The 20,106-nt window shown below is 73.0% G+C and carries 21 protein-coding genes; 17 read left to right on the plus strand and 4 right to left on the minus strand.

Features of this window, described 5'->3' with window-relative positions:
* The first annotated feature begins 254 nt into the window (after window positions 1-254).
* The 4 genes from rpsF to rplI all read left to right on the plus strand — a co-directional run bounded on the left by rpsF (window position 255) and on the right by rplI (window position 2,018).
* Entirely contained in the window at window positions 255-545 is a 291-nt protein-coding gene (gene rpsF / locus ABTY15_RS31525) for a 30S ribosomal protein S6 (RefSeq protein ID WP_049651111.1), read from the plus strand.
* Between the two features lie 96 nt (window positions 546-641).
* Window positions 642-1,238 carry a single-stranded DNA-binding protein gene (locus tag ABTY15_RS31530; protein ID WP_350602742.1) on the plus strand — a complete coding sequence of 199 codons (597 nt, stop codon included), beginning with the start codon at window positions 642-644 and terminating at the stop codon, window positions 1,236-1,238.
* A gap of 79 nt (window positions 1,239-1,317) precedes the next feature.
* The gene (gene rpsR, locus ABTY15_RS31535) at window positions 1,318-1,554 is read left to right on the plus strand and encodes a 30S ribosomal protein S18 (protein ID WP_030304537.1); all 237 of its coding nucleotides are present in this window, start codon (window positions 1,318-1,320) and stop codon (window positions 1,552-1,554) included.
* Between the two features lie 17 nt (window positions 1,555-1,571).
* A complete protein-coding gene (gene rplI / locus ABTY15_RS31540; protein WP_350602746.1) occupies window positions 1,572-2,018 on the plus strand; it encodes a 50S ribosomal protein L9 in 447 nt (148 codons plus the stop codon).
* Between the two features lie 93 nt (window positions 2,019-2,111).
* Here the strand turns inward: rplI and ABTY15_RS31545 are convergent, their stop codons facing one another.
* The gene (locus ABTY15_RS31545) at window positions 2,112-3,437 is read right to left on the minus strand and encodes an MATE family efflux transporter (RefSeq protein ID WP_350602750.1); all 1,326 of its coding nucleotides are present in this window, start codon (window positions 3,435-3,437) and stop codon (window positions 2,112-2,114) included.
* 425 nt (window positions 3,438-3,862) lie between these two features.
* On the opposite strand from ABTY15_RS31545, the gene dnaB reads away from it, so the two are divergent.
* Window positions 3,863-5,470 (plus strand): replicative DNA helicase, encoded by a 1,608-nt coding sequence (gene dnaB, locus ABTY15_RS31550; protein ID WP_350602752.1) that lies wholly within the window; start codon window positions 3,863-3,865, stop codon window positions 5,468-5,470.
* Window positions 5,471-5,489: 19 nt separating this feature from the next.
* Here dnaB and ABTY15_RS31555 read toward each other — a convergent pair whose 3' ends face one another.
* Window positions 5,490-6,056, minus strand: coding sequence for a dihydrofolate reductase family protein (locus ABTY15_RS31555; protein WP_350602755.1), 567 nt, complete (start codon window positions 6,054-6,056; stop codon window positions 5,490-5,492).
* Between the two features lie 162 nt (window positions 6,057-6,218).
* On the opposite strand from ABTY15_RS31555, the gene ABTY15_RS31560 reads away from it, so the two are divergent.
* Entirely contained in the window at window positions 6,219-7,628 is a 1,410-nt protein-coding gene (locus ABTY15_RS31560; protein WP_350602756.1) for an acyltransferase family protein, read from the plus strand.
* 87 nt (window positions 7,629-7,715) lie between these two features.
* On the opposite strand, the gene manA is transcribed toward ABTY15_RS31560, so the two are convergent.
* On the minus strand, window positions 7,716-8,915 hold the full coding sequence (gene manA, locus ABTY15_RS31565; protein ID WP_350602759.1) for a mannose-6-phosphate isomerase, class I: 1,200 nt from the start codon (window positions 8,913-8,915) through the stop codon (window positions 7,716-7,718).
* Window positions 8,916-9,164: 249 nt separating this feature from the next.
* On the opposite strand from manA, the gene ABTY15_RS31570 reads away from it, so the two are divergent.
* Window positions 9,165-9,929, plus strand: coding sequence for a polyprenol monophosphomannose synthase (locus ABTY15_RS31570; RefSeq protein WP_350602761.1), 765 nt, complete (start codon window positions 9,165-9,167; stop codon window positions 9,927-9,929).
* Between the two features lie 91 nt (window positions 9,930-10,020).
* Here the strand turns inward: ABTY15_RS31570 and ABTY15_RS31575 are convergent, their stop codons facing one another.
* Complete coding sequence (locus tag ABTY15_RS31575; protein ID WP_350602762.1) at window positions 10,021-10,431, minus strand: winged helix-turn-helix transcriptional regulator; 411 nt, start codon at window positions 10,429-10,431, stop codon at window positions 10,021-10,023.
* 106 nt (window positions 10,432-10,537) lie between these two features.
* On the opposite strand from ABTY15_RS31575, the gene ABTY15_RS31580 reads away from it, so the two are divergent.
* The 10 genes from ABTY15_RS31580 (at window position 10,538) to ABTY15_RS31620 (ending at window position 20,060) form a co-directional block, all read left to right on the plus strand.
* Window positions 10,538-11,173 (plus strand): FMN-dependent NADH-azoreductase, encoded by a 636-nt coding sequence (locus tag ABTY15_RS31580; protein ID WP_350602765.1) that lies wholly within the window; start codon window positions 10,538-10,540, stop codon window positions 11,171-11,173.
* A 132-nt stretch (window positions 11,174-11,305) separates the two neighbouring features.
* Window positions 11,306-12,301 carry an MBL fold metallo-hydrolase gene (locus ABTY15_RS31585; RefSeq protein ID WP_350602767.1) on the plus strand — a complete coding sequence of 332 codons (996 nt, stop codon included), beginning with the start codon at window positions 11,306-11,308 and terminating at the stop codon, window positions 12,299-12,301.
* A 28-nt stretch (window positions 12,302-12,329) separates the two neighbouring features.
* Entirely contained in the window at window positions 12,330-12,911 is a 582-nt protein-coding gene (gene mobA, locus ABTY15_RS39905) for a molybdenum cofactor guanylyltransferase (RefSeq protein ID WP_502893641.1), read from the plus strand.
* Between the two features lie 97 nt (window positions 12,912-13,008).
* Window positions 13,009-13,272, plus strand: a complete 264-nt coding sequence (locus tag ABTY15_RS39910) for a DUF6457 domain-containing protein (protein WP_502893640.1) — start codon at window positions 13,009-13,011, stop codon at window positions 13,270-13,272.
* Window positions 13,269-14,507 (plus strand): molybdopterin molybdotransferase MoeA, encoded by a 1,239-nt coding sequence (locus ABTY15_RS31595; RefSeq protein WP_502893636.1) that lies wholly within the window; start codon window positions 13,269-13,271, stop codon window positions 14,505-14,507. The genes ABTY15_RS39910 and ABTY15_RS31595 overlap by 4 nt, the downstream gene beginning before the upstream one ends.
* Before the next feature lie 13 nt (window positions 14,508-14,520).
* Window positions 14,521-15,579 carry a potassium channel family protein gene (locus tag ABTY15_RS31600; RefSeq protein WP_350602769.1) on the plus strand — a complete coding sequence of 353 codons (1,059 nt, stop codon included), beginning with the start codon at window positions 14,521-14,523 and terminating at the stop codon, window positions 15,577-15,579.
* A gap of 47 nt (window positions 15,580-15,626) precedes the next feature.
* Window positions 15,627-16,604, plus strand: coding sequence for an NAD(P)H-quinone oxidoreductase (locus ABTY15_RS31605; protein ID WP_350602772.1), 978 nt, complete (start codon window positions 15,627-15,629; stop codon window positions 16,602-16,604).
* A gap of 125 nt (window positions 16,605-16,729) precedes the next feature.
* Complete coding sequence (locus tag ABTY15_RS31610; protein ID WP_350602775.1) at window positions 16,730-17,587, plus strand: hypothetical protein; 858 nt, start codon at window positions 16,730-16,732, stop codon at window positions 17,585-17,587.
* Window positions 17,588-17,811: 224 nt separating this feature from the next.
* On the plus strand, window positions 17,812-18,417 hold the full coding sequence (locus ABTY15_RS31615; RefSeq protein WP_350602777.1) for a bacterial proteasome activator family protein: 606 nt from the start codon (window positions 17,812-17,814) through the stop codon (window positions 18,415-18,417).
* 221 nt (window positions 18,418-18,638) lie between these two features.
* Window positions 18,639-20,060 carry a protein kinase domain-containing protein gene (locus ABTY15_RS31620; RefSeq protein WP_350602782.1) on the plus strand — a complete coding sequence of 474 codons (1,422 nt, stop codon included), beginning with the start codon at window positions 18,639-18,641 and terminating at the stop codon, window positions 20,058-20,060.
* Window positions 20,061-20,106 lie beyond the last annotated feature (46 nt).

The following is a 20,106-nucleotide window of genomic DNA, read 5'->3' on the forward strand; positions in this document are numbered from 1 at the left end:
GCGGTTGGGCCGGTCTCACAACCCCTATGCGTTTTGTTCGGCCGTACGGGTGCGGGTAGGCTGTGCCGTCTGCACTGGTGTAGTTGTGCCCCCTTGCGCCCTCTTCCGGGCCACCCCTCCGGGGTGAGCGGGGTCCGACTGTCGGACCCGGCCGCTACGGTGGCCGGTGTCGTCACAACTCCGGTGCCGACGCTGCACAACCCTCCTGCCACGGAGAGACCGTGGCCGCTGAGTCCAAAGGAGGTGGGTTACTCATGCGTCACTACGAGCTGATGGTCATCCTCGACCCCTCGGTCGAGGAGCGCGCTGTCTCCCCCCTGATCGAGAACTTCCTCACCGTCGTCCGCAACGCGGGTGGCAAGGTGGAGAAGGTCGACACCTGGGGTCGCCGCCGTCTGGCTTACGAGATCAACAAGCAGTCCGAGGGCATCTACTCGGTCATCGACCTGAAGGCCACGCCTGAGGTCGTCAAGGAGCTCGACCGCCAGCTGGGCCTGAGCGAGTCGGTTCTGCGGACCAAGGTCCTGCGCCCGGACACCCACTGAGCCACCTCTGAGGCCTTCGGGTCTCGGGTAGCTCGCGACCGCTGTTTCACGTGAAACAGCGGTGAACGGACATCTTCCCGAGAGGTCATCACCACCATGGCAGGCGAGACCGTCATCACCCTCGTCGGCAATCTCGTCGACGACCCCGAGCTGCGCTTCACCCCGTCGGGTGCGGCGGTCGCGAAGTTCCGTATCGCGTCCACCCCCCGCACCTTCGACCGTCAGACGAACGAGTGGAAGGACGGCGAGAGCCTCTTCCTCACGTGCAACGTCTGGCGGCAGCCGGCGGAGAACGTGGCCGAGTCGCTGCAGCGCGGCATGCGCGTCATCGTGCAGGGCCGACTGCGCCAGCGGTCTTACGAGACCAAGGAAGGCGAGAAGCGGACGGTCTTCGAGGTCGAGGTCGACGAGGTCGGCCCGAGCCTGCGCTCGGCGACCGCCAAGGTCACCCGGGCCAACCGCTCCGGCGGTCCCGGCGGCGGCTTCGGCGGCCAGCAGGGTGGCGGCCAGGGCGGTAACTGGGGCGGCGGTGGCGGCCAGCAGGGCGGCGGCGGCTGGGGTGGAAACTCCGGCGGCGGCCAGTCCGGCCCCTCCGACGACCCGTGGGCGTCCAGCGCCCCGTCCGGTGGCAACCAGGGCGGCGGCTGGGGTGCCCCGTCCGGTGGCGGCTACGCGGAAGAGCCCCCGTTCTAAGAGCTGACAGATTTCGTGCGGCCCGACCGCCGGTGTCGAGAGACGCCCGGCGGGCCGTGAACCCCAAATGGAGCACACAATGGCGAAGCCGCCTGCTCGCAAGCCGAAGAAGAAGGTTTGCGTCTTCTGCAAGGACAAGGTCAACTACGTTGACTACAAGGACACGAACCTGCTGCGGAAGTTCATCTCCGACCGCGGCAAGATCCGTGCCCGCCGGGTCACCGGCAACTGCACCCAGCACCAGCGTGACGTCGCCACGGCCGTGAAGAACAGCCGTGAGATGGCGCTGCTGCCCTACACCAGCACCGCGCGCTAAGAGAGGGTGACCGAGTAATGAAGATCATCCTCACGCACGAGGTCCCGGGTCTCGGCTCCGCCGGCGAGGTCGTCGAGGTCAAGGACGGCTACGCCCGCAACTACCTGGTTCCGCGTAACTACGCGATCCGCTGGACCAAGGGTGGTCAGAAGGACGTCGACGCCATCCGTCGCGCCCGGAAGATCCACGAGATCCAGACCCTCGAGGCCGCCAACGAGGTCAAGGGTCAGCTGGAGGGCGTCCAGGTCAAGCTGGCCGTCCGTTCCGGTGACGCCGGCCGCCTGTTCGGCTCGGTGACCCAGTCCGACGTCGTCGAGGCCATCAAGGCCGCCGGCGGCCCGGCCGTGGACAAGCGCGCCGTCGCGATCGCCTCGCCGATCAAGACCGTGGGCACCCACAAGGTCTCGGTCAAGCTGCACTCGGACGTCGTGGCCAACCTCGACGTCGCCGTCGTGGCTGCCTGAGCTCCGTAGCAGTGGCCTGAGGGCCGGACTCCTCCCGGGAGTCCGGCCCTCGGTCGTTCTCCGGCCCGGTCGCGGCCGGGTTCCGGGCCCGGCTCAGCCCCGGACGGCCCCGGTGACCAGCCAGCGGCCGCCGCGGGCGCGGCCGACCAGGAACGCCGCGCGGACCAGCATGAACAGGTTCATCGCCCACCAGAGCCCGGCCAGCCCGGCCCCGGTCGCCGGTACCGCGAGGGCCGCCGGGGCGAACGCCGCCAGCGTGGCGATCGCCGCCCAGGCCAGGTACGGGCCGTCCCCGGCGCCCATCAGCACCCCGTCCAGCACGAAGACCAGGCCGGACACCGGCTGGCTGAGCGCGAGCAGCAGCAGGACGGTGTCCAGCTGCGCCTGCACCGCCGGATCGGGGGTGAACAGCGGGACGTACAGCGGGCGGGCGGCCACCACCAGCAGGCCGAGCAGCACGCCGGAGCCCACGCCCCACTCGACCATCCGCCGGGTGGCGGCCCTGGCCCCGGGGACGTCCGAGGCGCCCAGGTAGCGGCCGATGATGGCCTGGCCGGCGATCGCGATGGCGTCCAGCGCGAACGCCAGGAAGCTGAACACCGTCATGGTGATCTGGTGCGCGGCCACCTGGTCGTCGCCCAGCCGGGCGGCCACCGCGGTGGCGATGATCAGCACCGCGCGCAGGCTCACCGTCCGGACCAGCAGCGGACCGCCCGCCCGGGCGCAGGCCCGGATGCCGGCCGCGTCCGGTCGCAGCGAGGCCCGCTCCCGGCGGGCGCCGCGCACCACCACGACCAGGTAGACGGCGGCCATCCCGGTCTGCGCCAGCACCGTGCCCCAGGCCGAGCCGGCCACGCCGAGCCCGGCGCCGTACACCAGGCCGACGTTCAGGCCGATGTTGGCGGTGAAGCCCGCGACCGCCACCAGCAGTGGCGTGCGGGTGTCCTGGAGGCCGCGCAGCACGCCGGTCGCGGCCAGCACCATGAGCATCGCCGGGATGCCCAGGGCGCTGATCCGCAGGTAGGTGACGGCGTACGGGGCGGCAGTCGCCGAGGCGCCGAGCAGGTCGGCCGTCCAGGGGGCCAGCAGCAGGCTGAGCGCGACCACCGGGACGGACAGGGCCAGCGCGAGCCAGATCCCGTCGACGCCCTGCTGGACGGCCGCGCGGCGGTCCCCGGCGCCGATCCGGCGGGCCACCGCGGCGGTGGTGGCGTAGGCGAGGAAAACGAACACCCCGGTCGCGGTGGTGAGCGCGGCGGAGGCGACGCCGACGCCGGCCAGCTGGGGGGTGCCGAGGTGGCCGACGATCGCCGAGTCGGCCATCAGGAAGAGCGGCTCGGCGACGAGGGCGCCGAAGGCCGGGACGGCCAGGGCGAGGATCTCCCGGTCGTGGCGGCGGCTGGCGGGCGTGGCGGTCATGGCCACCAGGCTACTCATCCACAGGTAATGACCACCAGTGCCAGTCGCTCATTACTCGCATTCCTGAGCGACCTGCCCGGTGCGCTCCGTGCCCACAGCCGTTCGGAGGTGTGTGAAGAATTTCTCATGCACAGGCCCCGGAAGAGGTAGTCCCAGGTCAGGAGGTTGACGGTGGAGCGATCGTCCGGTTATCCACAGGGGTGTCCACAGGGGTGTCCACAGCTTTGCGGCAGTTCTCCACAGCCCGGGGCCCTTCATCCACACCCCCTGTGGATAACCGTCTTGGCGCAAGGGCTCCCAGCGCCTTAGCGTGGGCCCTCCGCCCGACACTCCCACCGTCCCGGCGTCCGATTTGTCGGTGCCGTGACGTACAAAGAGGAGCGGCTCCGCTCCAACTCGCACCACTCGCTGATCGGGGAACACGCGTGACCGGCCCCCAGTACGACGACCACGACGCCCCGCCGCCGGAGGAGGACTGGCAGACCGCCGAGGACCCCTTCCCGGCCGGCGCCTTCGACGACGCACCCTTCCCGGACGGGCCCGGCGACCGGCTCCCGGTCTCCCGCGGCCGCGGCGGCCAGGGCGGTCAGGGCGGCCGGGACGGCGGCTTCCAGAAGGGGGGCGGGTTCCAGAAGGGCGGCGGGTTCCAGAACGGCAAGGGCGACCGCCGCGACCGCCGCGACGACGAGGGTGCGGGCGGCGCCGAGGGCTTCGAGCGCGTCCCCCCGCAGGACCTCGCCGCCGAACAGTCCGTCCTCGGCGGCATGCTGCTCTCCAAGGACGCCATCGCCGACGTGGTCGAGGTGCTCAAGCCGGCCGACTACTACCGGCCCGCGCACGAGCTGATCCACGGGGCGATCCTCGACCTCTACGCCCGGGGCGAGCCGGCCGACCCGATCACGGTGGCCGGCGAGCTGACCAAGCGCGGCGAGCTCCAGCGCGTCGGCGGCGCCTCCTACCTGCACACCCTGGTCAACTCCGTCCCGACCGCGGCCAACGCCGAGTACTACGCCCAGATCGTCCACGAGCGCGCGGTGCTGCGCCGGCTGGTCGAGGCCGGCACCCGGATCGCCGGCATGGGGTACGCGGCCGAGGGCGACGTGGACGAGATCGTCAACGCCGCCCAGGCGGAGATCTACGCGGTCACCGAGCAGCGCACCAACGAGGACTACGCGCCGCTCGCGGACATCATGGAGGGCGCCCTCGACGAGATCGAGTCGATCGGCTCGCGCAACGGCCAGATGTCCGGCGTGCCGACCGGCTTCGCCGACTTCGACGCGCTCACCAACGGCCTCCACCCCGGTCAGATGATCGTCATCGCGGCCCGCCCCGCCATGGGTAAGTCCACCCTGGCGCTGGACTTCGCCCGCGCCTGCTCGATCCACCACAAGCTGCCCAGCGTGATCTTCTCGCTCGAAATGGGGCGCAACGAGATCGCCATGCGCCTGCTCTCCGCCGAGGCCCGGGTGGCGCTGCACCACATGCGCTCCGGCAGCATGACGGACGACGACTGGACGCGGGTCGCCCGCCGGATGCCGGACGTCAGCGAGGCGCCGCTGTTCATCGACGACTCCCCGAACCTGTCGATGATGGAGATCCGCGCCAAGTGCCGCCGGCTCAAGCAGCGCAACGACATCAAGCTGATCGTCATCGACTACCTCCAGCTGATGCAGTCCGGCGGCTCCCGCCGGGCCGAGAACCGTCAGCAGGAGGTCTCGGACATGTCCCGGAACCTCAAGCTGCTGGCCAAGGAGCTGGAAGTGCCGGTCATCGCGCTCTCCCAGCTGAACCGTGGCCCCGAGCAGCGCACCGACAAGCGGCCGATGGTCTCCGACCTGCGTGAGTCCGGCTCGATCGAGCAGGACGCCGACATGGTCATCCTGCTGCACCGCGAGGACGCCTACGAGAAGGAGTCCCCGCGGGCGGGCGAGGCCGACCTGATCGTCGCCAAGCACCGAAACGGCCCCACCGCCACCATCACGGTGGCCTTCCAGGGTCACTACTCGCGCTTCGTCGACATGACCCGGGACTGACCCGACGGCGGGCAGCTGCTCAGCGCCTCGTCTCGTACCTGGTCAGGACCACGCCGCCGGGGAACGTCCGGGTCTCCACCAGACTCAGGTTCACCCAGCTGTCCAGCGCGGTGAAGAACGGCGTGCCGCCGCCCACCAGGACCGGGTGGGCGGCGATCACGTACTCGTCGATCAGCCCGGAGCGCATGGCCGCCCCGGCGAGCGTCGCGCCGCCGATGTCCATCGGGGCGCCGTCCTCGGCCTTGAGCCGGGTGATCTCGGCGATCGCGTCGCCGGTGACCAGACGGGTGTTCCAGTCGACCGTGTCGATGGTCGAGGAGAACACCACCTTCGGCGTGTCCCGCCAGTTCCGCGCGAACTCGATCTCCGCCGGGGTGGCGTCGGGCTGCTGGTCGCCGGTCGGCCAGTAGGAGCTCATCGTCTCCCACAGCTTGCGCCCGTACAGCGTCAGGCCACTCGCCTGCTCGTGCTCGAGCCACCACTGGAACAGCTCGTCGCTCGGCGGTCCGCTCCAGCTGATGTCGTCGCCGGGCGCGGCGATGTAGCCGTCCAGGGTCAGGTTCATGCCGTAGATCAGTTTCCGCATGGCCCAGCCTTCCGTGAGTCGGTCTCACCCACATGTACTCCTCGTACTGGGTGGCCCGGCCGCAGGCTCGTCGTGCCGCCGAGGAAATGTCATCGGCGGCGGGAGCCCACGGGGACGATCTCCGGAGCGAAGGCAGCAGTTCGATGAGCTACTGTCCCTGCCGTGAAAACGATACGACTGCTGTCCGCCCGCCGGGCCGGGGGAAGCACGAAGGCCAAGGCGGGCGGGGCAGCCAGTCGACTGGGCTGGCTGGACGCTCTGCGCGGCGTGGCGGCCCTGGTGGTCACCCTGCACCACTTCGACGTCCTGAAGCTGCTGCCGGACCGCCTGGCCGGCTTCATCTGGTGGCACGCGGACCTCGGTCTCTACGGCGTCATGCTGTTCTTCCTGGTCAGCGGCTACATCATTCCGGCGTCGCTGGAGCGCCGCGGGGACGTCCGGGCGTTCTGGATCGGACGGTTCTTCCGGCTCTGGCCGCCGGTGATCATCGGCATCGCGGTGGCACTGGCCATCATCCCGAAGGGGGACGGCTCGGTCGCGCTCTTCGCGACCGACCACGACTGGATCTACGTGGCCGCCAACTCGACCATGCTCCAGGACTTCATGGGCGTGTGGAACGGTCTCGGCGTGATGTGGACCCTCACCTACGAGATGGTCTTCTACTACGCCGTCACGGCGCTCTTCGCGGTCGGTCTGCACCGCAAGAGCGGTCAGATCGCGGTGGCCCTGGCCGCCGTGGCCGTGCTGTTCGGCACCACCATCGCCTCGAACACGCTGACCCACGACGTGACCTCGATGCGGAACCTGGTCTGGGGCTCGGTGCTGATCGTCGTCTTCGGCTTCGCCTGCATCCTCAGCGGCCGCGCGAACCTGATCCGAACCGGATCGCTGGCGCTCGGCCTGCTGGGTCTGGTGCTGATGTACAACAACAGCCGGGCGCCGATGTTCGAGACCCTGATGATCTTCGCGACGATGTTCGCGGGCACCGCGCTGTACCGGGCCGAGAACCGTCAGATCGACCGCTTGCAGGCCGTGCTGTACTGCGGCTTCGTGATCGCGGCGGGCATCGCGGTGGCGTGGATGTACAACCGCAACGGCATGGAGAACAACACCTGGACGGCCGGCCCGCGGGCCTGGGCCGGTTCCTTCGTCGGAGCCTGGATCACCTTCGGGATCGGCATGGCGTTGCGCAAGCGCCGCTTCCCGCGGGTGCTGACCTGGCTCGGCACGATCAGCTTCTCGCTGTACCTGCTGCACGTCCCGCTGCTGCACACCCTCCGGTACCAGTTGCACGTCCCCAAGGTGCCGCCGACGACCGGCGGCAAGCTGATCTGGACGGCCGAGTACCTGGCGGTCGTGCTGCTCGCGAGCTGGCTGATGTACAAGCTGGTCGAGATCCCGCTGCAGAACGTCGGCCGCAAGGTGCTGAAGGCGGTCGAGCGGCGTTGGCCGGCCACCGGCCCGCTGTCGCCGGCCGGGGTGAACACGGACGGCGCCGTGCGGACGCCCGTCGTGCCGGAGCCGGAGCCGGTGCCGGTCGAGGTGGGGGGCGGAAGTCCGCCGCACCGCTGAGCCGCGCGGAAGCGCACGAAAGCGCGCCGAAGGGCCCGGAGCAGGATCGCTCCGGGCCCTTCGGCGTGTTCGCGTCCCGCCGGGGCGTCAGAGGGTGACGGTGGCGCGGAAGACGGTGGTGGCGGTGCCGGTGAGGCGGGTGGGGGTGCCGGTCGCGGGGAGGAAGGCGGATTCGCCGCGGGCGAGGTCCAGGGTGGTGCCGTCGGCGGCGGTGAGCCGGGCGGTGCCGGCGGTGCAGAGCAGGATCTGCGGGGTGCGGCCGTCGATCTCGCGCTCCCGGCCGTCGAGGAGGAAGCGGGAGAGCCGGAACTCGTCGATCGGGACGGGGTAGAGCTCCTCGCCGGGGGTGCCGTCGACCGCGGTCGGGAGCAGTGGGTCCGGCGCGCCGGCGGCGAACTCGACCACCTTGAGCAGCTCCGGCAGGTCGATGTGCTTGGGCGTGAGGCCGGCCCGGAGCACGTTGTCGGAGTTGGCCTGGAGCTCGACGCAGACGCCGTGCAGGTAGGCGTGCGGGACGCCGGCGCCGAGGTAGAGCGCCTGGCCGGCCTGCAACCGGACGGCGTTCAGCAGCAGCCCGGCGATCAGGCCGCGATCGCCGGGGAAGTCCCGGGTGATCCGGGTGTACAGCGCGTACGGGCCGTCCGGGTCCTCGGCGACGGCCTTGTCGACCGCCGCGGCGGTGTCCCGGACGGCCGCCGCGGCGGCGTCGTCGGCCATGGTGAGGACGGCCACGAGTGCGGCGCGCAGGGCCTCGGACTCGTCCTCGGCGCCGAGCAGGGCGATCAGCGGGTCGAGCGCGGGCACCCCCAGCCCGGCCATCAGGGCGGCCGCGTCGGCCGGGCTGCGGAACCCGCAGAGGCCGTCGAACTCGCCGAGCGCGCAGATGAGTTCGGGCTTGTGGTTGGCGTCGCGGTAGCTGCGGTCGGGGGCGTCCAGCGGGATGCCCCGGGCGTTCTCGGCGGCGAACCCGGCGCGGGCCTGGTCGAGCGTGGGGTGGGCCTGGATGGACAGCGGGATGCCCGCCGCGAGGACCTTGAACAGGAACGGCAGGGCGGGGCCGAACCGGGAGACGGTGGCGGCGCCCAGCTCGCCCTCGGGGTCGGCGGCGATCAGCTCGTCCAACGGGCGGGGGCCGTGTCCCCGGTCGGCGCGGGACGGGTCGCCGGGGTGGGCGCCCATCCAGAGCTCGGCCTGCGGTTCGCCGGTGGGTTCCTGCCCTAGCAGCTCGGGGAGTGCGGTGACCGACCCCCAGGCGTACGGGCGGACAGTGTTGACGAGCCTGTCCATGCGCGCGGTCCTGCTCCTTCTCGAAGGCTGGGGATCGACCCTAGCCGACCGACGTCGCCGCCGGGGAAACGGCGGGTGGCGCGACGACGGGCCCCGGCGGTTCCGGGGGTGCGAGGGAGCGGTAGTAGGATGCCGGAACGCAGTGGTCTCCACAGTGGTGACCGGTCGGCGGGGTTGCCGAGGGGGACTGCGTTCAGAGTGCGGGCAACGGTGACTGGCACTTCCCGCCACCGGCCGAGAGGTTTGTACGTGACCGTGAACCAGCAGCGTTTTGCCGACCTCGGCAGGGTGCTGGTGATCATTCCGACCTACAACGAGGCGGAGAACGTCGAGCGGATCGTGGGCCGGGTCCGGGCTGCCGTGCCCGAGGTCCACGTGCTGGTCGCCGACGACAACAGCCCCGACGGCACCGGCGAGCTGGCCGACAAGATGGCCGCCGAGGACCCGAACGTGCACGTCATGCACCGTCGGGGCAAGGAGGGCCTGGGCGCCGCCTACCTCGCGGGCTTCCGCTGGGGCATCGACAACGGCTACGACGTCCTGGTCGAGATGGACGCGGACGGCTCGCACCAGCCGGAGGAGCTGGACCGGCTGCTGGGCGCGCTGCGCGGTGCCGACCTGGTGCTGGGCTCCCGCTGGGTGCCGGGCGGCCGGGTGGTGAACTGGCCGAAGTCGCGCCTGCTGCTCTCCCGTGCCGGCTCGACGTACTCGCGGCTGATGCTCGGCGTGCCGATCCGGGACGTCACCGGCGGCTACCGGGCGTTCCGCAAGGAGACCCTGCTGGGCCTGGGCATGGACGAGGTCGCCTCGGCCGGGTACTGCTTCCAGGTCGACCTGGCCTGGCGCACGGTGAAGGCCGGGTTCAAGGTCGCCGAGGTGCCGATCACCTTCATCGAGCGCGAGCTGGGTGCGTCCAAGATGAGCCGCAACATCGTGGTCGAGGCGCTGTGGCGGGTGACGTCCTGGGGCGTCGCCGACCGGGTGGCCCGCCTGCGTGGTGGCGCCAAGCGCTGATCCCCCCTGTACGAAGGCCCGGGGCCCGTCCGCTGTCACAGCGGACGGGCCCCGGGCTTTTGCTTTGTCGGGCGCGGTCAGCGCGTGGGGTTCAGCAGTTGCCCCGGCGCAGGGCGCTCTCCGGCAGGTGCCGGTCGGCCCAGACGGCCAGCTCGGTGAGCGCGGGGCGCAGGGCGAGGCCGGCCTCGGTCAGCCGGTAGCTGACCCGCAGCGGCGGGCCCGCGTCGACCTCGCGGAGCACCAGGCCGGCGTCGGCGAGCTCGGTGAGGCGGTCGGAGAGCATGCGCTCGCTGATGCCGGGGATGGCGCGGCGCAGCTCGGAGAAGTAGGCGGGGCCGCCGTGGTTGAGGACGCCCACCACCAGGCCGGTCCAGCGTTTGCCGAGCAGGCCGAAGACGCGGGTGAGTGCCAGCTCGACGCTGAAGCAGGCGCGCTGGTCGGCACCGTCGCACGGCTCGGAGGCGGTCGGGACCTGCTCGGTCGTTACCTCGTGCTCGGACATGGCTCCAGGGTACCTGGCGGCCGCTAGTGACTATAGAAAAGTAAGCTGCTACGGTACTTGCAGCTGCGGGGGAAATAGCAGCTACTGAATCAATGGAGGTACCGCCATGTCCACGCTTCTGCACCTCGACTCCTCCGCCATCGCGGACGGCTCCGTCTCCCGCGAGGTCTCGGCGGCGTTCCGGGCCGCCTGGCAGGCCCAGCACCCCGAGGGCACGGTGATCTACCGCGACCTCGCCGCCGACCAGATCCCGCACCTGGATGCCCACGGGATCACCGCGACCTTCCTCCCGGCGGAGGCCCGCAGTGCCGAGCAGAACGCCGCGCTCGCCCTGCGCGAGGAGCTGATGGCGGAGCTGGAGCAGGCCGACGCGATCGTCATCGGGACCCCGATGTACAACTTCACGATCCCGTCCACCCTCAAGGCCTGGCTGGACCAGGTGATCCTGATGGGCCGCACGGCCGGTGAGGAGCCCTCGGCCAAGGGCACGCCGGTGACCGTGATCGCCGCGCGCGGCGGCTCGTACGCTCCCGGTGCCCCGCGCGAGCCGTACGAGTTCGTCACCACCTACCTGGAGAAGGTGCTGGGCGGCGGGCTCGGGCTGGAGGTGGACTTCATTGTCCCGGAGTTCACCATGGCGGCGCAGGTCCCGGCGCTGGCCGAGTTCGTCGGGCAGGCCGCCGAGTCCAAGGCGCAGGCCCTGGAGGAGGCCGCCCGCAGGGCCAAGGCGCTGGCCGCCTGAGCCGCGGTGCGGGCCGGTGTGTGAGCCGGGTCGAAGGCGCGCCCCGTCGGGCGCGCCTTCCGCGCATTCGGCCGCCGGAACTCCCATGCTGTAGGGCGCAGGAACACCGACCGCCTACCCAGGGAGCACCCCGTGACGTCGACCCCGCCCGAGGAGAGCGCCGGCGCGGAGCGCACCGATGCCCGGGCCGCCACCTCGAACGGCGAGCGCCCCGCCCGGCCGCTGGAGGTCGCCGTCTTCACCGGGCCCGAATCGGCCTTCTTCGCCACCTCCACCCTGGTCCTCGGCGAACAGGCCGCGATCCTGGTGGACGCCCAGCTCACCCGCAGCGCCGGCCGCGAACTCGCCGAGTGGGTGGCCGGCAAGGGCCGCCGGCTGCTCGCCATCGTGGTCACCCACCACCACCCGGACCACTACTTCGGCGCCGAGGAGGTGCTGAAGCTCTTCCCGGACGCCCGGCTGCTGGCCGCGCCGGCCGTGGTGGAGGGCATCCGGCGCACCGCCGCCGCCAAGGTCGCGCAGTGGAAGCCGGTCTACGGCGACGACATCCCGGACCACCCGCTGATCCCCGCCCCGCTGCTGCCGCAGCCGCTGATGCTCGACCGCCAGGTGATCCCCGTCCTGCTGCTCGGGCAGGGCGACTGCGGCGACTCCACGGTCGTCCACGTGCCGAGCGTGCGGACCGTCATCGCCGGGGACTTCGTCTACAACGGCACCCACGTCTGGACCGCCGACACCACCCCCGCCCAGCGCGTCACCTGGGGGCACAACCTCGGACGGATCGCCGACCTCGGCGTGGACCGGGTGATCGCCGGGCACCGGGCGCCCGACCAGGGCGACGAGGCCGCCCGGGTGCTCGCCTTCACCGGCGAGTACCTCCAGGACTTCGACCGGCTGCTGGCCGAGCACCCGCACGACCCGGAGGGGCTGGTCACCGCGATGAACCAGCGGTACGGGGAGCTGACCCTGCCGGTCATCCTGGAGCTCGGCGCGGCCGCGAACACCGCCCGGGTGGTGGTGGTGGAACCGGACGAGGACGGGATCGTCGACGCCGAGATCGTCGAGGACGACCCGGAGGGGGACGGGACGCCGGGGGAGGGGCCGCAGGGGGACCGCCCGGCCGGGTAGGGCACGGCCGGGGGCGGATACTGGCCGCATGACGCCGTACGACGTGATCGTTCCGGCGGGCGGGGCCGCCCGGCGCCTCGGCGGGGCCGACAAGCCCGGGCTGACCGTCGGCGAGACCAGCCTGCTCGACCGGGTGCTCGCCGCCTGCGCCGGCGCCCGGACCACCGTCGTGGTCGGCCCGGCCCGGCTCACCGCCCGCACCGGCGTCCGCTGGACCAGGGAGCAGCCGCCCGGCGGCGGGCCGGTCGCCGCCGTCGCGGCCGGACTCGACCTGGTCACCGCCGGGACGGTGCTGCTGCTCGCCGCCGACCTGCCCTTCCTCGACCGGCGCACGGTCGAACGGCTGGTCGCCGCCCTGGACGGCGCCGGGCCGACCGCGGACGCCGCCGTGCTGGTCGACGCCGGCGGCCGTGAGCAGCCGCTCGCCGCCGCCTACCGCACCGCCCCGCTGCGCACCGCGCTGGCCGGCCTCGGCGACCCGGAGGGCCTCCCGCTGCGCCGGCTCGTCGGCGGCCTCGCCCGGATCCTGGTGGCCGACATCGACAACGTCGCCTACGACTGCGACACCTGGGAGGACCTGGAACAGGCCCGGGAGCGGGACCGGGGCTGACTCCTCACCGGCCCACGGCGGGCCCGTGAGCGAAACGACGCGCGCCGCACACGGGGGGAACACCTTCGGGAAACCGCCGATCAGGCAGCATGGGCGCATGGAGCGCACGCTGGAAGACTGGATTGCCGAGGTCCGGGCCGACCTGGGCATCGACCTGGACGTCGACGTCCGGGGACTGCTCGACCTCGCCCGGGTGGTCGCCCACGGAGTGGACCGGCCGGCCGCACCGCTGACCACCTTCCTGATCGGCTACGCCGCCGCCCAGCAGGGCGGTGGGCCGGAGGCCGTCGCCGAGGCCGCCCGGCGCACCGCCGCGCTCGCCGAACGCTGGAGCGCCGCCGCCGGACCGGGCGAGCCGTGAGCACCGTCGACCACGCCGATCAGGAGACCACCGTGGCCGACCCGATCCCCGGCCCCGGCGTGCTGAGCTGGCCGCAGGCCCGGGAGGTGGCCCGTCGGGCCGGGCTGCGCCCGCTGCCGCCGGTCGGCCTCCCGCTCGCCGAGGCGCTCGGCCACACCCTCGCCGAACCGCTCGCCGCGCTGACCGACCTGCCCGCCTTCGACACCTCCGCGATGGACGGCTGGGCGGTCGCCGGCCCCGGCCCCTGGCGGGTCGCCGGACGGGTGCTGGCCGGGTGCACCGAGGTCGCGCCACTCGCCGACGGCGCCGCCGTCGAGATCGCCACGGGCGCCCAACTGCCGCCCGGCGCCACCGCCGTGCTGCGCCGCGAACACGGCGAGACGGACGGCAGCCTGCTGCGCGACCGCGGCCCGCGTCCGCTGACCACCGGTCAGGACGTCCGTCCGCGCGGCCAGGAGTGCCGCCGCGGTGAGGCGTTGCTGCCCGGCGGGATGACGGTCGGCCCGGCGGTGCTCGGCCTGGCCGCCGCCTGCGGCCACGACCGGATCGCCGTCCGCCGCCGTCCGGTGGTGGAACTGCTCGTCCTCGGTGACGAGTTGCTCGACTCCGGGCTCCCCGGCCCGGGCCTGGTCCGGGACGCGCTCGGCCCGCTGCTGCCGCCCTGGCTGCGCGCCGCCGGTGCCGAGGTGGCCGAAGTCCGGGCGGTACGGGACGACTTCGGGCTGCTGCGGGACGCCCTGCGGCACTCCACCGCCGATGTCGTCGTCACCACCGGCGGGACCGCCGCCGGCCCGGTCGACTTCCTGCACCGGGCCCTCGCCGAGGCCGGCGCCCGGCTGCTGGTGGACGGCGTGGCCGTCCGCCCCGGCCACCCCATGCTGCTGGCCGAACTGCCCGCGGGCGACGGCCCGTCGGGCGGCCGCCACCTGGTCGGGCTGCCCGGCAACCCGCTGGCGGCCGTCGCCGGGACCGTCACGCTGGCCCTGCCGCTGCTGCACGCCCGCAGCGGCCGGATGGCCACCGGCCCGGTCGTCGCGCCCGCCGCCGTCGCCCTGCCCGGGCACCCGGCGGACACCCGGCTGCTGCCCGTCCGGCGCACCACCGGCGGCGTCGCCGCGCTCGCCTTCGACGGACCGGCCATGCTGCGCGGACTCGCCCGGGCCGACGCGCTCGCCGTCGTCCCGCCCGGCGGCGTGGCGGCCGGGGAGGTCGTGGAACTGCTGGAGACCCCGTGAGCGAGGCGGGCGCATGAGCTCGGTGCGGTCCCGGCTGCGGGGGGCGGCTGCCCCGATCACCGAGCCGTGGGCGGACGCCGGGATCGTGCTGCCGGCCCGGCGGGCCGCGCCCGCCCTCCGGCAGGTCGGCTCGCGGCTGCTGCTGGCCCTCGCCGTCCTGGTCGCCACCACGCTGATCGTCTACCTCGACCGGGACGGCTACCACGACAACGCGGGCGACGGACTCAGCTTCCTCGACGCCGCCTACTACGCCACGGTGACCCTCTCCACCACCGGGTACGGCGACATCACCCCGTACAGCGACGGCGCCCGGCTCACCAACATCTTCGTGATCACCCCGCTGCGTGTGCTGTTCCTGATCATCCTGGTCGGCACCACGCTGGAGGTGCTCACCGAACGCACCCGCCAGCAGTGGCGGTTGAACCGCTGGAGGTCCACCGTGCGCGAGCACACCGTCGTCATCGGGTACGGCACCAAGGGCCGCAGCGCCGTCGACACCCTGCTCGGCCAGGGTGTGCCGAAGGAGGCGATCGTCGTCGTCGACCCGCAGCGCAAGGTGATCGAGCAGGCCTCCCGGCACGGCCTGGTCGGGGTGGTCGGCGACGCGACCCGCACCGACACCCTGCTGCGGGCCGCCCTGCCCACCGCCGCCCGGGTCGTGGTCGCGCCCGAGCGGGACGACACCGCCGTCCTGGTCACCCTGACGGCCCGGCAGCTGAACAAGGCCGCCACCGTGGTCGCGGCCGTCCGGGAGGACGAGAACGCGCCGCTGCTGCGGCAGAGCGGCGCCGACGTCGTCGTCACCAGCTCCAGCTCGGCCGGGCGGCTGCTCGGCCTGTCCATGGTCAGCCCGCACGCCGGTGCGGTGATGGAGGACCTGCTGACCTACGGCACCGGCCTGGACCTGGTCGAGCGCCCGGTCACCAAGGCCGAGGCCGGGCACGGCCCGCGCGACTGCCAGGACCTGGTGGTCGCGGTGGTGCGCGGCCGGCGGGTGCTCAACTACACCGAGCCGGAGGCCGCCGTGCTCCGGCTCACCGACCGGGTGATCGTGATCACCCCGGGGCGGTGACGCGGGGCTGCCCGCCGGACGTCCTGACGCGCAGTAGGTTTCGGGGCATGCATGCGATGACGATTCCCGTACCCGGCGGCCCCGAGGCGCTGGTCTGGGCCGAGGTGCCCGACCCGGTGCCCGGCGAGGGCGAGGTCCTGGTCGAGGTGGCGGCCACCGCCGTCAACCGTGCCGACCTGCTCCAGCGGCAGGGCTTCTACAACCCGCCCCCCGGCAGTCCGGTCTACCCCGGGCTGGAGTGCGCCGGGCGGATCGTCGCCCTCGGGCCGGGCGTGGCCGGCTGGTCGGTCGGCGACGAGGTGTGCGCGCTGCTGGTCGGCGGTGGCTACGCGCAGCGCGTCGCGGTGCCCACCGGGCAGCTGCTGCCGGTGCCGAAGGGGCTGAGCCCGGAACAGGCCGCCGCGCTGCCGGAGGTCGCCTGCACGGTGTGGTCCAACGTCTTCCTGACCGCCCACCTGCGGCCCGGCGAGACCGTGCTGCTGCACGGCGGCGCGAGCGGCATCGGGACCATGGCGATCCAGCTGGCCAAGGCGGTCGGCGCACGGGTCGCGGTCACCGCGGGCAGTGCGGAGAAGCTCGCCCGGTGCACCGAACTCGGTGCGGACATCGCGATCAACTACCGGGAGCAGGATTTCGTCGAGGCGGTCAAGGAGGCCACCGGCGGCGCCGGGGCGGACGTGATCCTGGACATCATGGGCGCCAAGTACCTCCAGCGGAACGTGGACGCGCTGGCGGTCAACGGGCGGCTGGTGATCATCGGGCTGCAGGGCGGGGTGAAGGGCGAGCTCGACCTCAACGCGCTGCTGCGCAAGCGCGCGGCGGTGATCGCCACCAACCTGCGCGGGCGGCCGCTCGCGGAGAAGACGGCGATCGTGGCGGCGGTGCGGGAGCACGTGTGGCCGCTGGTCGAGTCCGGGGTGGTGAAGCCGGTGATCGACCGGGTGCTGCCGCTGACCGACGCCGCCGAGGCCCACCGGGTGCTGGAGGCGGGGGAGCAGGTCGGGAAGGTGGTGCTGCGGGCCTGAGGGCGGTGCCGGCGACGGCAGCGGTGTCCGAAATGACTTAATTGTCGGGTTGTGTGACGCTGGTCCGGAGCTGTCCCGCCGCCGACCCCGCCCCGCGCGGTCGGCCGTCGGAAGGACCTCCGACCGTGGCCGCACCAACGCACGCCTCCCTCGGGCCGCTGCCCGCCGCGCCGCACCACCGTCGTACCTGCCGCAGCGCCCGCCGCCCGTATCCGGGCCGGGCCGGACGACTGCTCTCCTCGGCCCTGCTGGGGCTCGCGCTCACCCTCCCGCTGGCCGCCGCCTCGGTGGCGGTCGCCGTTCCCTCGCCGTCGCCGGTGTTGCCGGTGTTGCCGGTGGGGCCGACCGGGGCCGCCGAGACGTCCGGTGGGCCGAGCCGGCCGGAGGGGGTGGAGGGGGTGCCGGGCGGGGCCTCGGTTTCGGCCTCGGTCTCGGATTCGGCTGCGGGTTCGGCTTCGGCCGCGGTGGTCGAGCCGGCGGAGACGCCCGCGCCGACGGTGGGCGGGGAGGCCGCGTCCGGCACCGCGACGGTGCCCTCGGCGGCCCCGCCGCTCCCGGGCGCCGAGCTGCCGCGGCACCCGGTGTCCCACCCGCGACCGGACGGCGGCGACCCGCGGGCGTACCGGCACCGGCCGGCGCTCGCGCCCGAGCGCACCGACGCGGCTCCCGACCGGACCCCTGACCGGGCCCCGGAGCAGAGCCCGGACCAGGCCCCCGACCAGAGCGTCGAGCAGGCTCCGGACCGGACCGCCGGAGCCGACCAGTCCGAGGCCGACCCCGGCACCCCGGACCCGTCGGCCCCGGCGGACGACGCCGCCCCGGACGTGGTCACCGCGGCGGGGCCGACGGTGGTCGCCGCCGCGCCCACCGTCCTGCCCGCCCGCTGGCGCGACGCCTCCACGGTCCAGCTGCCGCTGGGCGCGGGCCTGGGGTTGATCGGGTGTGGGCTGGGGCTGATCGGGCTGCGGCTGCGGAAGGGCTGAGCCGCAGCCGGGGGGCAGGTGGGCGGGGGCTGCTGTGTGGGTTGGTGGGGGGTTCGGTGCGGGGGTGGTGGGGTGCCGGAGGCGCCGGGCGGCGGCGGGATCTGAGTATCCGTACGGATTCCGGGCCGGCCCTCCGGGGCGTACCGTCATGGGCGGTGGTACCGGGCCGCGGGGGCGATCGGGGGCTTCCGTCCGACCAACCCCAGTGAGAGAGAATGTTGTTCATGACGAATCCGATGAACGAGCGCTCGTCGCACGAGCCGTTCCAGGTCGCGGGCGGGCAGTCGCAGGACGGCCAGAAGGTGCTGATCGTCGGACCGGACGGGCTGCCGGTGGGCCAGGGCTTCGCCGGCCCGGCGGGCGACGACGACGACACGCCGCGCGAGCTCCCCGTGACGGAGATGGTCGAGCAGCCCGCCAAGGTCATGCGGATCGGCAGCATGATCAAGCAGTTGCTGGAGGAGGTCCGGGCGGCACCCCTCGACGAGGCCAGCCGGGCCCGGCTGAAGGACATCCACGCCAGCTCGATCAAGGAGCTGGAGCTCGGTCTGGCTCCCGAACTCGTCGCGGAGCTGGAGCGGTTGTCGCTGCCGTTCACCGAGGACAGCATCCCGACCGAGGCCGAGCTGCGGATCGCCCAGGCCCAGCTGGTCGGCTGGCTGGAGGGCCTGTTCCACGGCATCCAGACCGCCCTGTTCGCCCAGCAGATGGCGGCGCGGGCCCAGCTGGAGCAGATGCGGCGGGCGCTGCCGCCCGGCCTCCAGGGCGGTGAGCCGGACGACGACGAGCCGGGCCCGGGCCGCGGCATCCGCTCCGGCCCGTACCTGTAGTCCGTACCCGGAGCCCGCAACCGCAGCCCGGCTCCGGGACCGAGGACCGGCCCTGGGCCGGTCACCGTCGGCGTGAGCCGATACCCTGACCCCTGTCGCAGGCCGGTCGCACCGCCGCGACAGGGGTCCGCCAGGCCCGGCGGGCCGGGCACACCACGCACGGACGAGACCGAACGTCACGGTCGCGGCGCCACGGCCGCGCCGAGGGGGAGCAGAGGACCATGAGCGAGCACGGCAACGCGGCGGTCGAGGGCTTCTCCCTGGGCAACGGCCGCTACGTGTTGCAGCGGCTGCTGGGCGAGGGCGGCATGGCCTCCGTGCACCTCGCCTACGACAGCGTGCTGGACCGGCAGGTCGCGCTGAAGAGCATGCACAGCGAGCTCGGCCGGGACGACTCGTTCAAGGAGCGGTTCCGCCGCGAGGCCCAGGCGGTGGCCCGGCTGGAGCACCCGAACATCGTCACGGTGTACGACAGCGGCGAGGACATCGCCCCGGACGGCTCCAGCACGCCGTACATCGTCATGCAGCTGATCGACGGCAAGGGCCTGCGCGAGGCGATGAACGAGGCGGTCGCGCAGTACGGCGCGATGCCGACCGAGGAGGCCCTGAAGGTCACCGTCGGCGTGCTGAACGCGCTGGAGGCCTCGCACGACATGGGCCTGGTGCACCGCGACATCAAGCCCGGCAACGTGATGTTCGACCGCAAGGGCAATGTCAAGGTCATGGACTTCGGCATCGCCCGGGCGCTGGAATCCGGCGTCACCTCGATGACCCAGACCGGCATGGTGGTCGGCACCCCGCAGTACCTGTCGCCCGAGCAGGCCCTCGGCAAGCCGGTGGACGCCCGCTCCGACCTGTACTCCGTCGGCGTGATGCTCTTCGAGATGCTCACCGGTCAGCTGGTCTTCGACGGCGACTCGGCGTTCTCGATCGCCTACAAGCACGTCCAGGAGGAGCCGCCGGCGCCCTCCACCTTCAACCGCTCGCTCAACCCGGCGGTGGACGCCTTCGTGGCGCAGGCGCTCCGCAAGGACCCGGCGCACCGCTTCCCGAGCGCGGCCGCGATGCGGGACGAGGCCGAGCGGCTGATCGCCGCCGCCAAGGGCGGCGGCAACGGGCAGCAGTTGCAGGCCAGCACCCCGCTGGTGATCAACGAGGGTCCGCGTTCGGTGCACGCCGCGCCGCAGGCCCAGCAGACGCCGCAGCCGTTCCCGCAGCCGCAGCCGCAGCAGTACCAGACCCCGCCGCCGGCCTTCCGGACGCCGCCGCCGGCGTTCCCGACGCCGCAGCCCCAGTTCATGCCGCAAGGGGGGCCGCAGCCGCAGCAGTACCAGACCCCGCCGCCGGCCTTCCAGACCCCGCGGCCCTTCCCGCAGCAGGCGCACACCCCGCCGCCGCAGGCGATGCCGCAGCCGATGCCGCCGTACCAGCAGCCGAAGGCCCCCAGCGGCGGCGGCTGCTCCACCGCGCTGGTCGTCATCGGGATCATCGTCGGCGTGCTGGTGCTGGCCGGCATCATCATCGCGATCGTGGTCAACAAGGCGGACGAGAAGACGAAGTCCAAGACCGGCCACTACACCGGCGAGCGCCCCGCCGCCGTGCTGGTGGTGGACCTCCCGGCCGACCGGAATGGCCGGCTCTGACGCTTTCCGGCCGGTTCGGCCGTGCTACGGGGCTGCGCCGGAAGCG

Origin of the sequence: Kitasatospora sp. NPDC097643 (assembly GCF_040302625.1) — a bacterium.
Classification (GTDB): Bacteria; Actinomycetota; Actinomycetes; order Streptomycetales; family Streptomycetaceae; genus Kitasatospora.

What these genes read in the sequence shown, in the direction of transcription:
- rpsF (WP_049651111.1), top strand. Translation starts at nt 255, where the DNA reads ATGCGTCACTACGAGCTGATGGTCATCCTCGACCCCTCGGTCGAGGAG.
- ABTY15_RS31530 (WP_350602742.1), top strand. Translation starts at nt 642, where the DNA reads ATGGCAGGCGAGACCGTCATCACCCTCGTCGGCAATCTCGTCGACGAC.
- rpsR (WP_030304537.1), top strand. Translation starts at nt 1,318, where the DNA reads ATGGCGAAGCCGCCTGCTCGCAAGCCGAAGAAGAAGGTTTGCGTCTTC.
- rplI (WP_350602746.1), top strand. Translation starts at nt 1,572, where the DNA reads ATGAAGATCATCCTCACGCACGAGGTCCCGGGTCTCGGCTCCGCCGGC.
- ABTY15_RS31545 (WP_350602750.1), bottom strand. Translation starts at nt 3,437, where the DNA reads ATGACCGCCACGCCCGCCAGCCGCCGCCACGACCGGGAGATCCTCGCC.
- ABTY15_RS31555 (WP_350602755.1), bottom strand. Translation starts at nt 6,056, where the DNA reads ATGCGGAAACTGATCTACGGCATGAACCTGACCCTGGACGGCTACATC.
- manA (WP_350602759.1), bottom strand. Translation starts at nt 8,915, where the DNA reads ATGGACAGGCTCGTCAACACTGTCCGCCCGTACGCCTGGGGGTCGGTC.
- ABTY15_RS31575 (WP_350602762.1), bottom strand. Translation starts at nt 10,431, where the DNA reads ATGTCCGAGCACGAGGTAACGACCGAGCAGGTCCCGACCGCCTCCGAG.
- ABTY15_RS31580 (WP_350602765.1), top strand. Translation starts at nt 10,538, where the DNA reads ATGTCCACGCTTCTGCACCTCGACTCCTCCGCCATCGCGGACGGCTCC.
- mobA (WP_502893641.1), top strand. Translation starts at nt 12,330, where the DNA reads ATGACGCCGTACGACGTGATCGTTCCGGCGGGCGGGGCCGCCCGGCGC.
- ABTY15_RS39910 (WP_502893640.1), top strand. Translation starts at nt 13,009, where the DNA reads ATGGAGCGCACGCTGGAAGACTGGATTGCCGAGGTCCGGGCCGACCTG.
- ABTY15_RS31600 (WP_350602769.1), top strand. Translation starts at nt 14,521, where the DNA reads ATGAGCTCGGTGCGGTCCCGGCTGCGGGGGGCGGCTGCCCCGATCACC.
- ABTY15_RS31605 (WP_350602772.1), top strand. Translation starts at nt 15,627, where the DNA reads ATGCATGCGATGACGATTCCCGTACCCGGCGGCCCCGAGGCGCTGGTC.
- ABTY15_RS31615 (WP_350602777.1), top strand. Translation starts at nt 17,812, where the DNA reads ATGACGAATCCGATGAACGAGCGCTCGTCGCACGAGCCGTTCCAGGTC.
- ABTY15_RS31620 (WP_350602782.1), top strand. Translation starts at nt 18,639, where the DNA reads ATGAGCGAGCACGGCAACGCGGCGGTCGAGGGCTTCTCCCTGGGCAAC.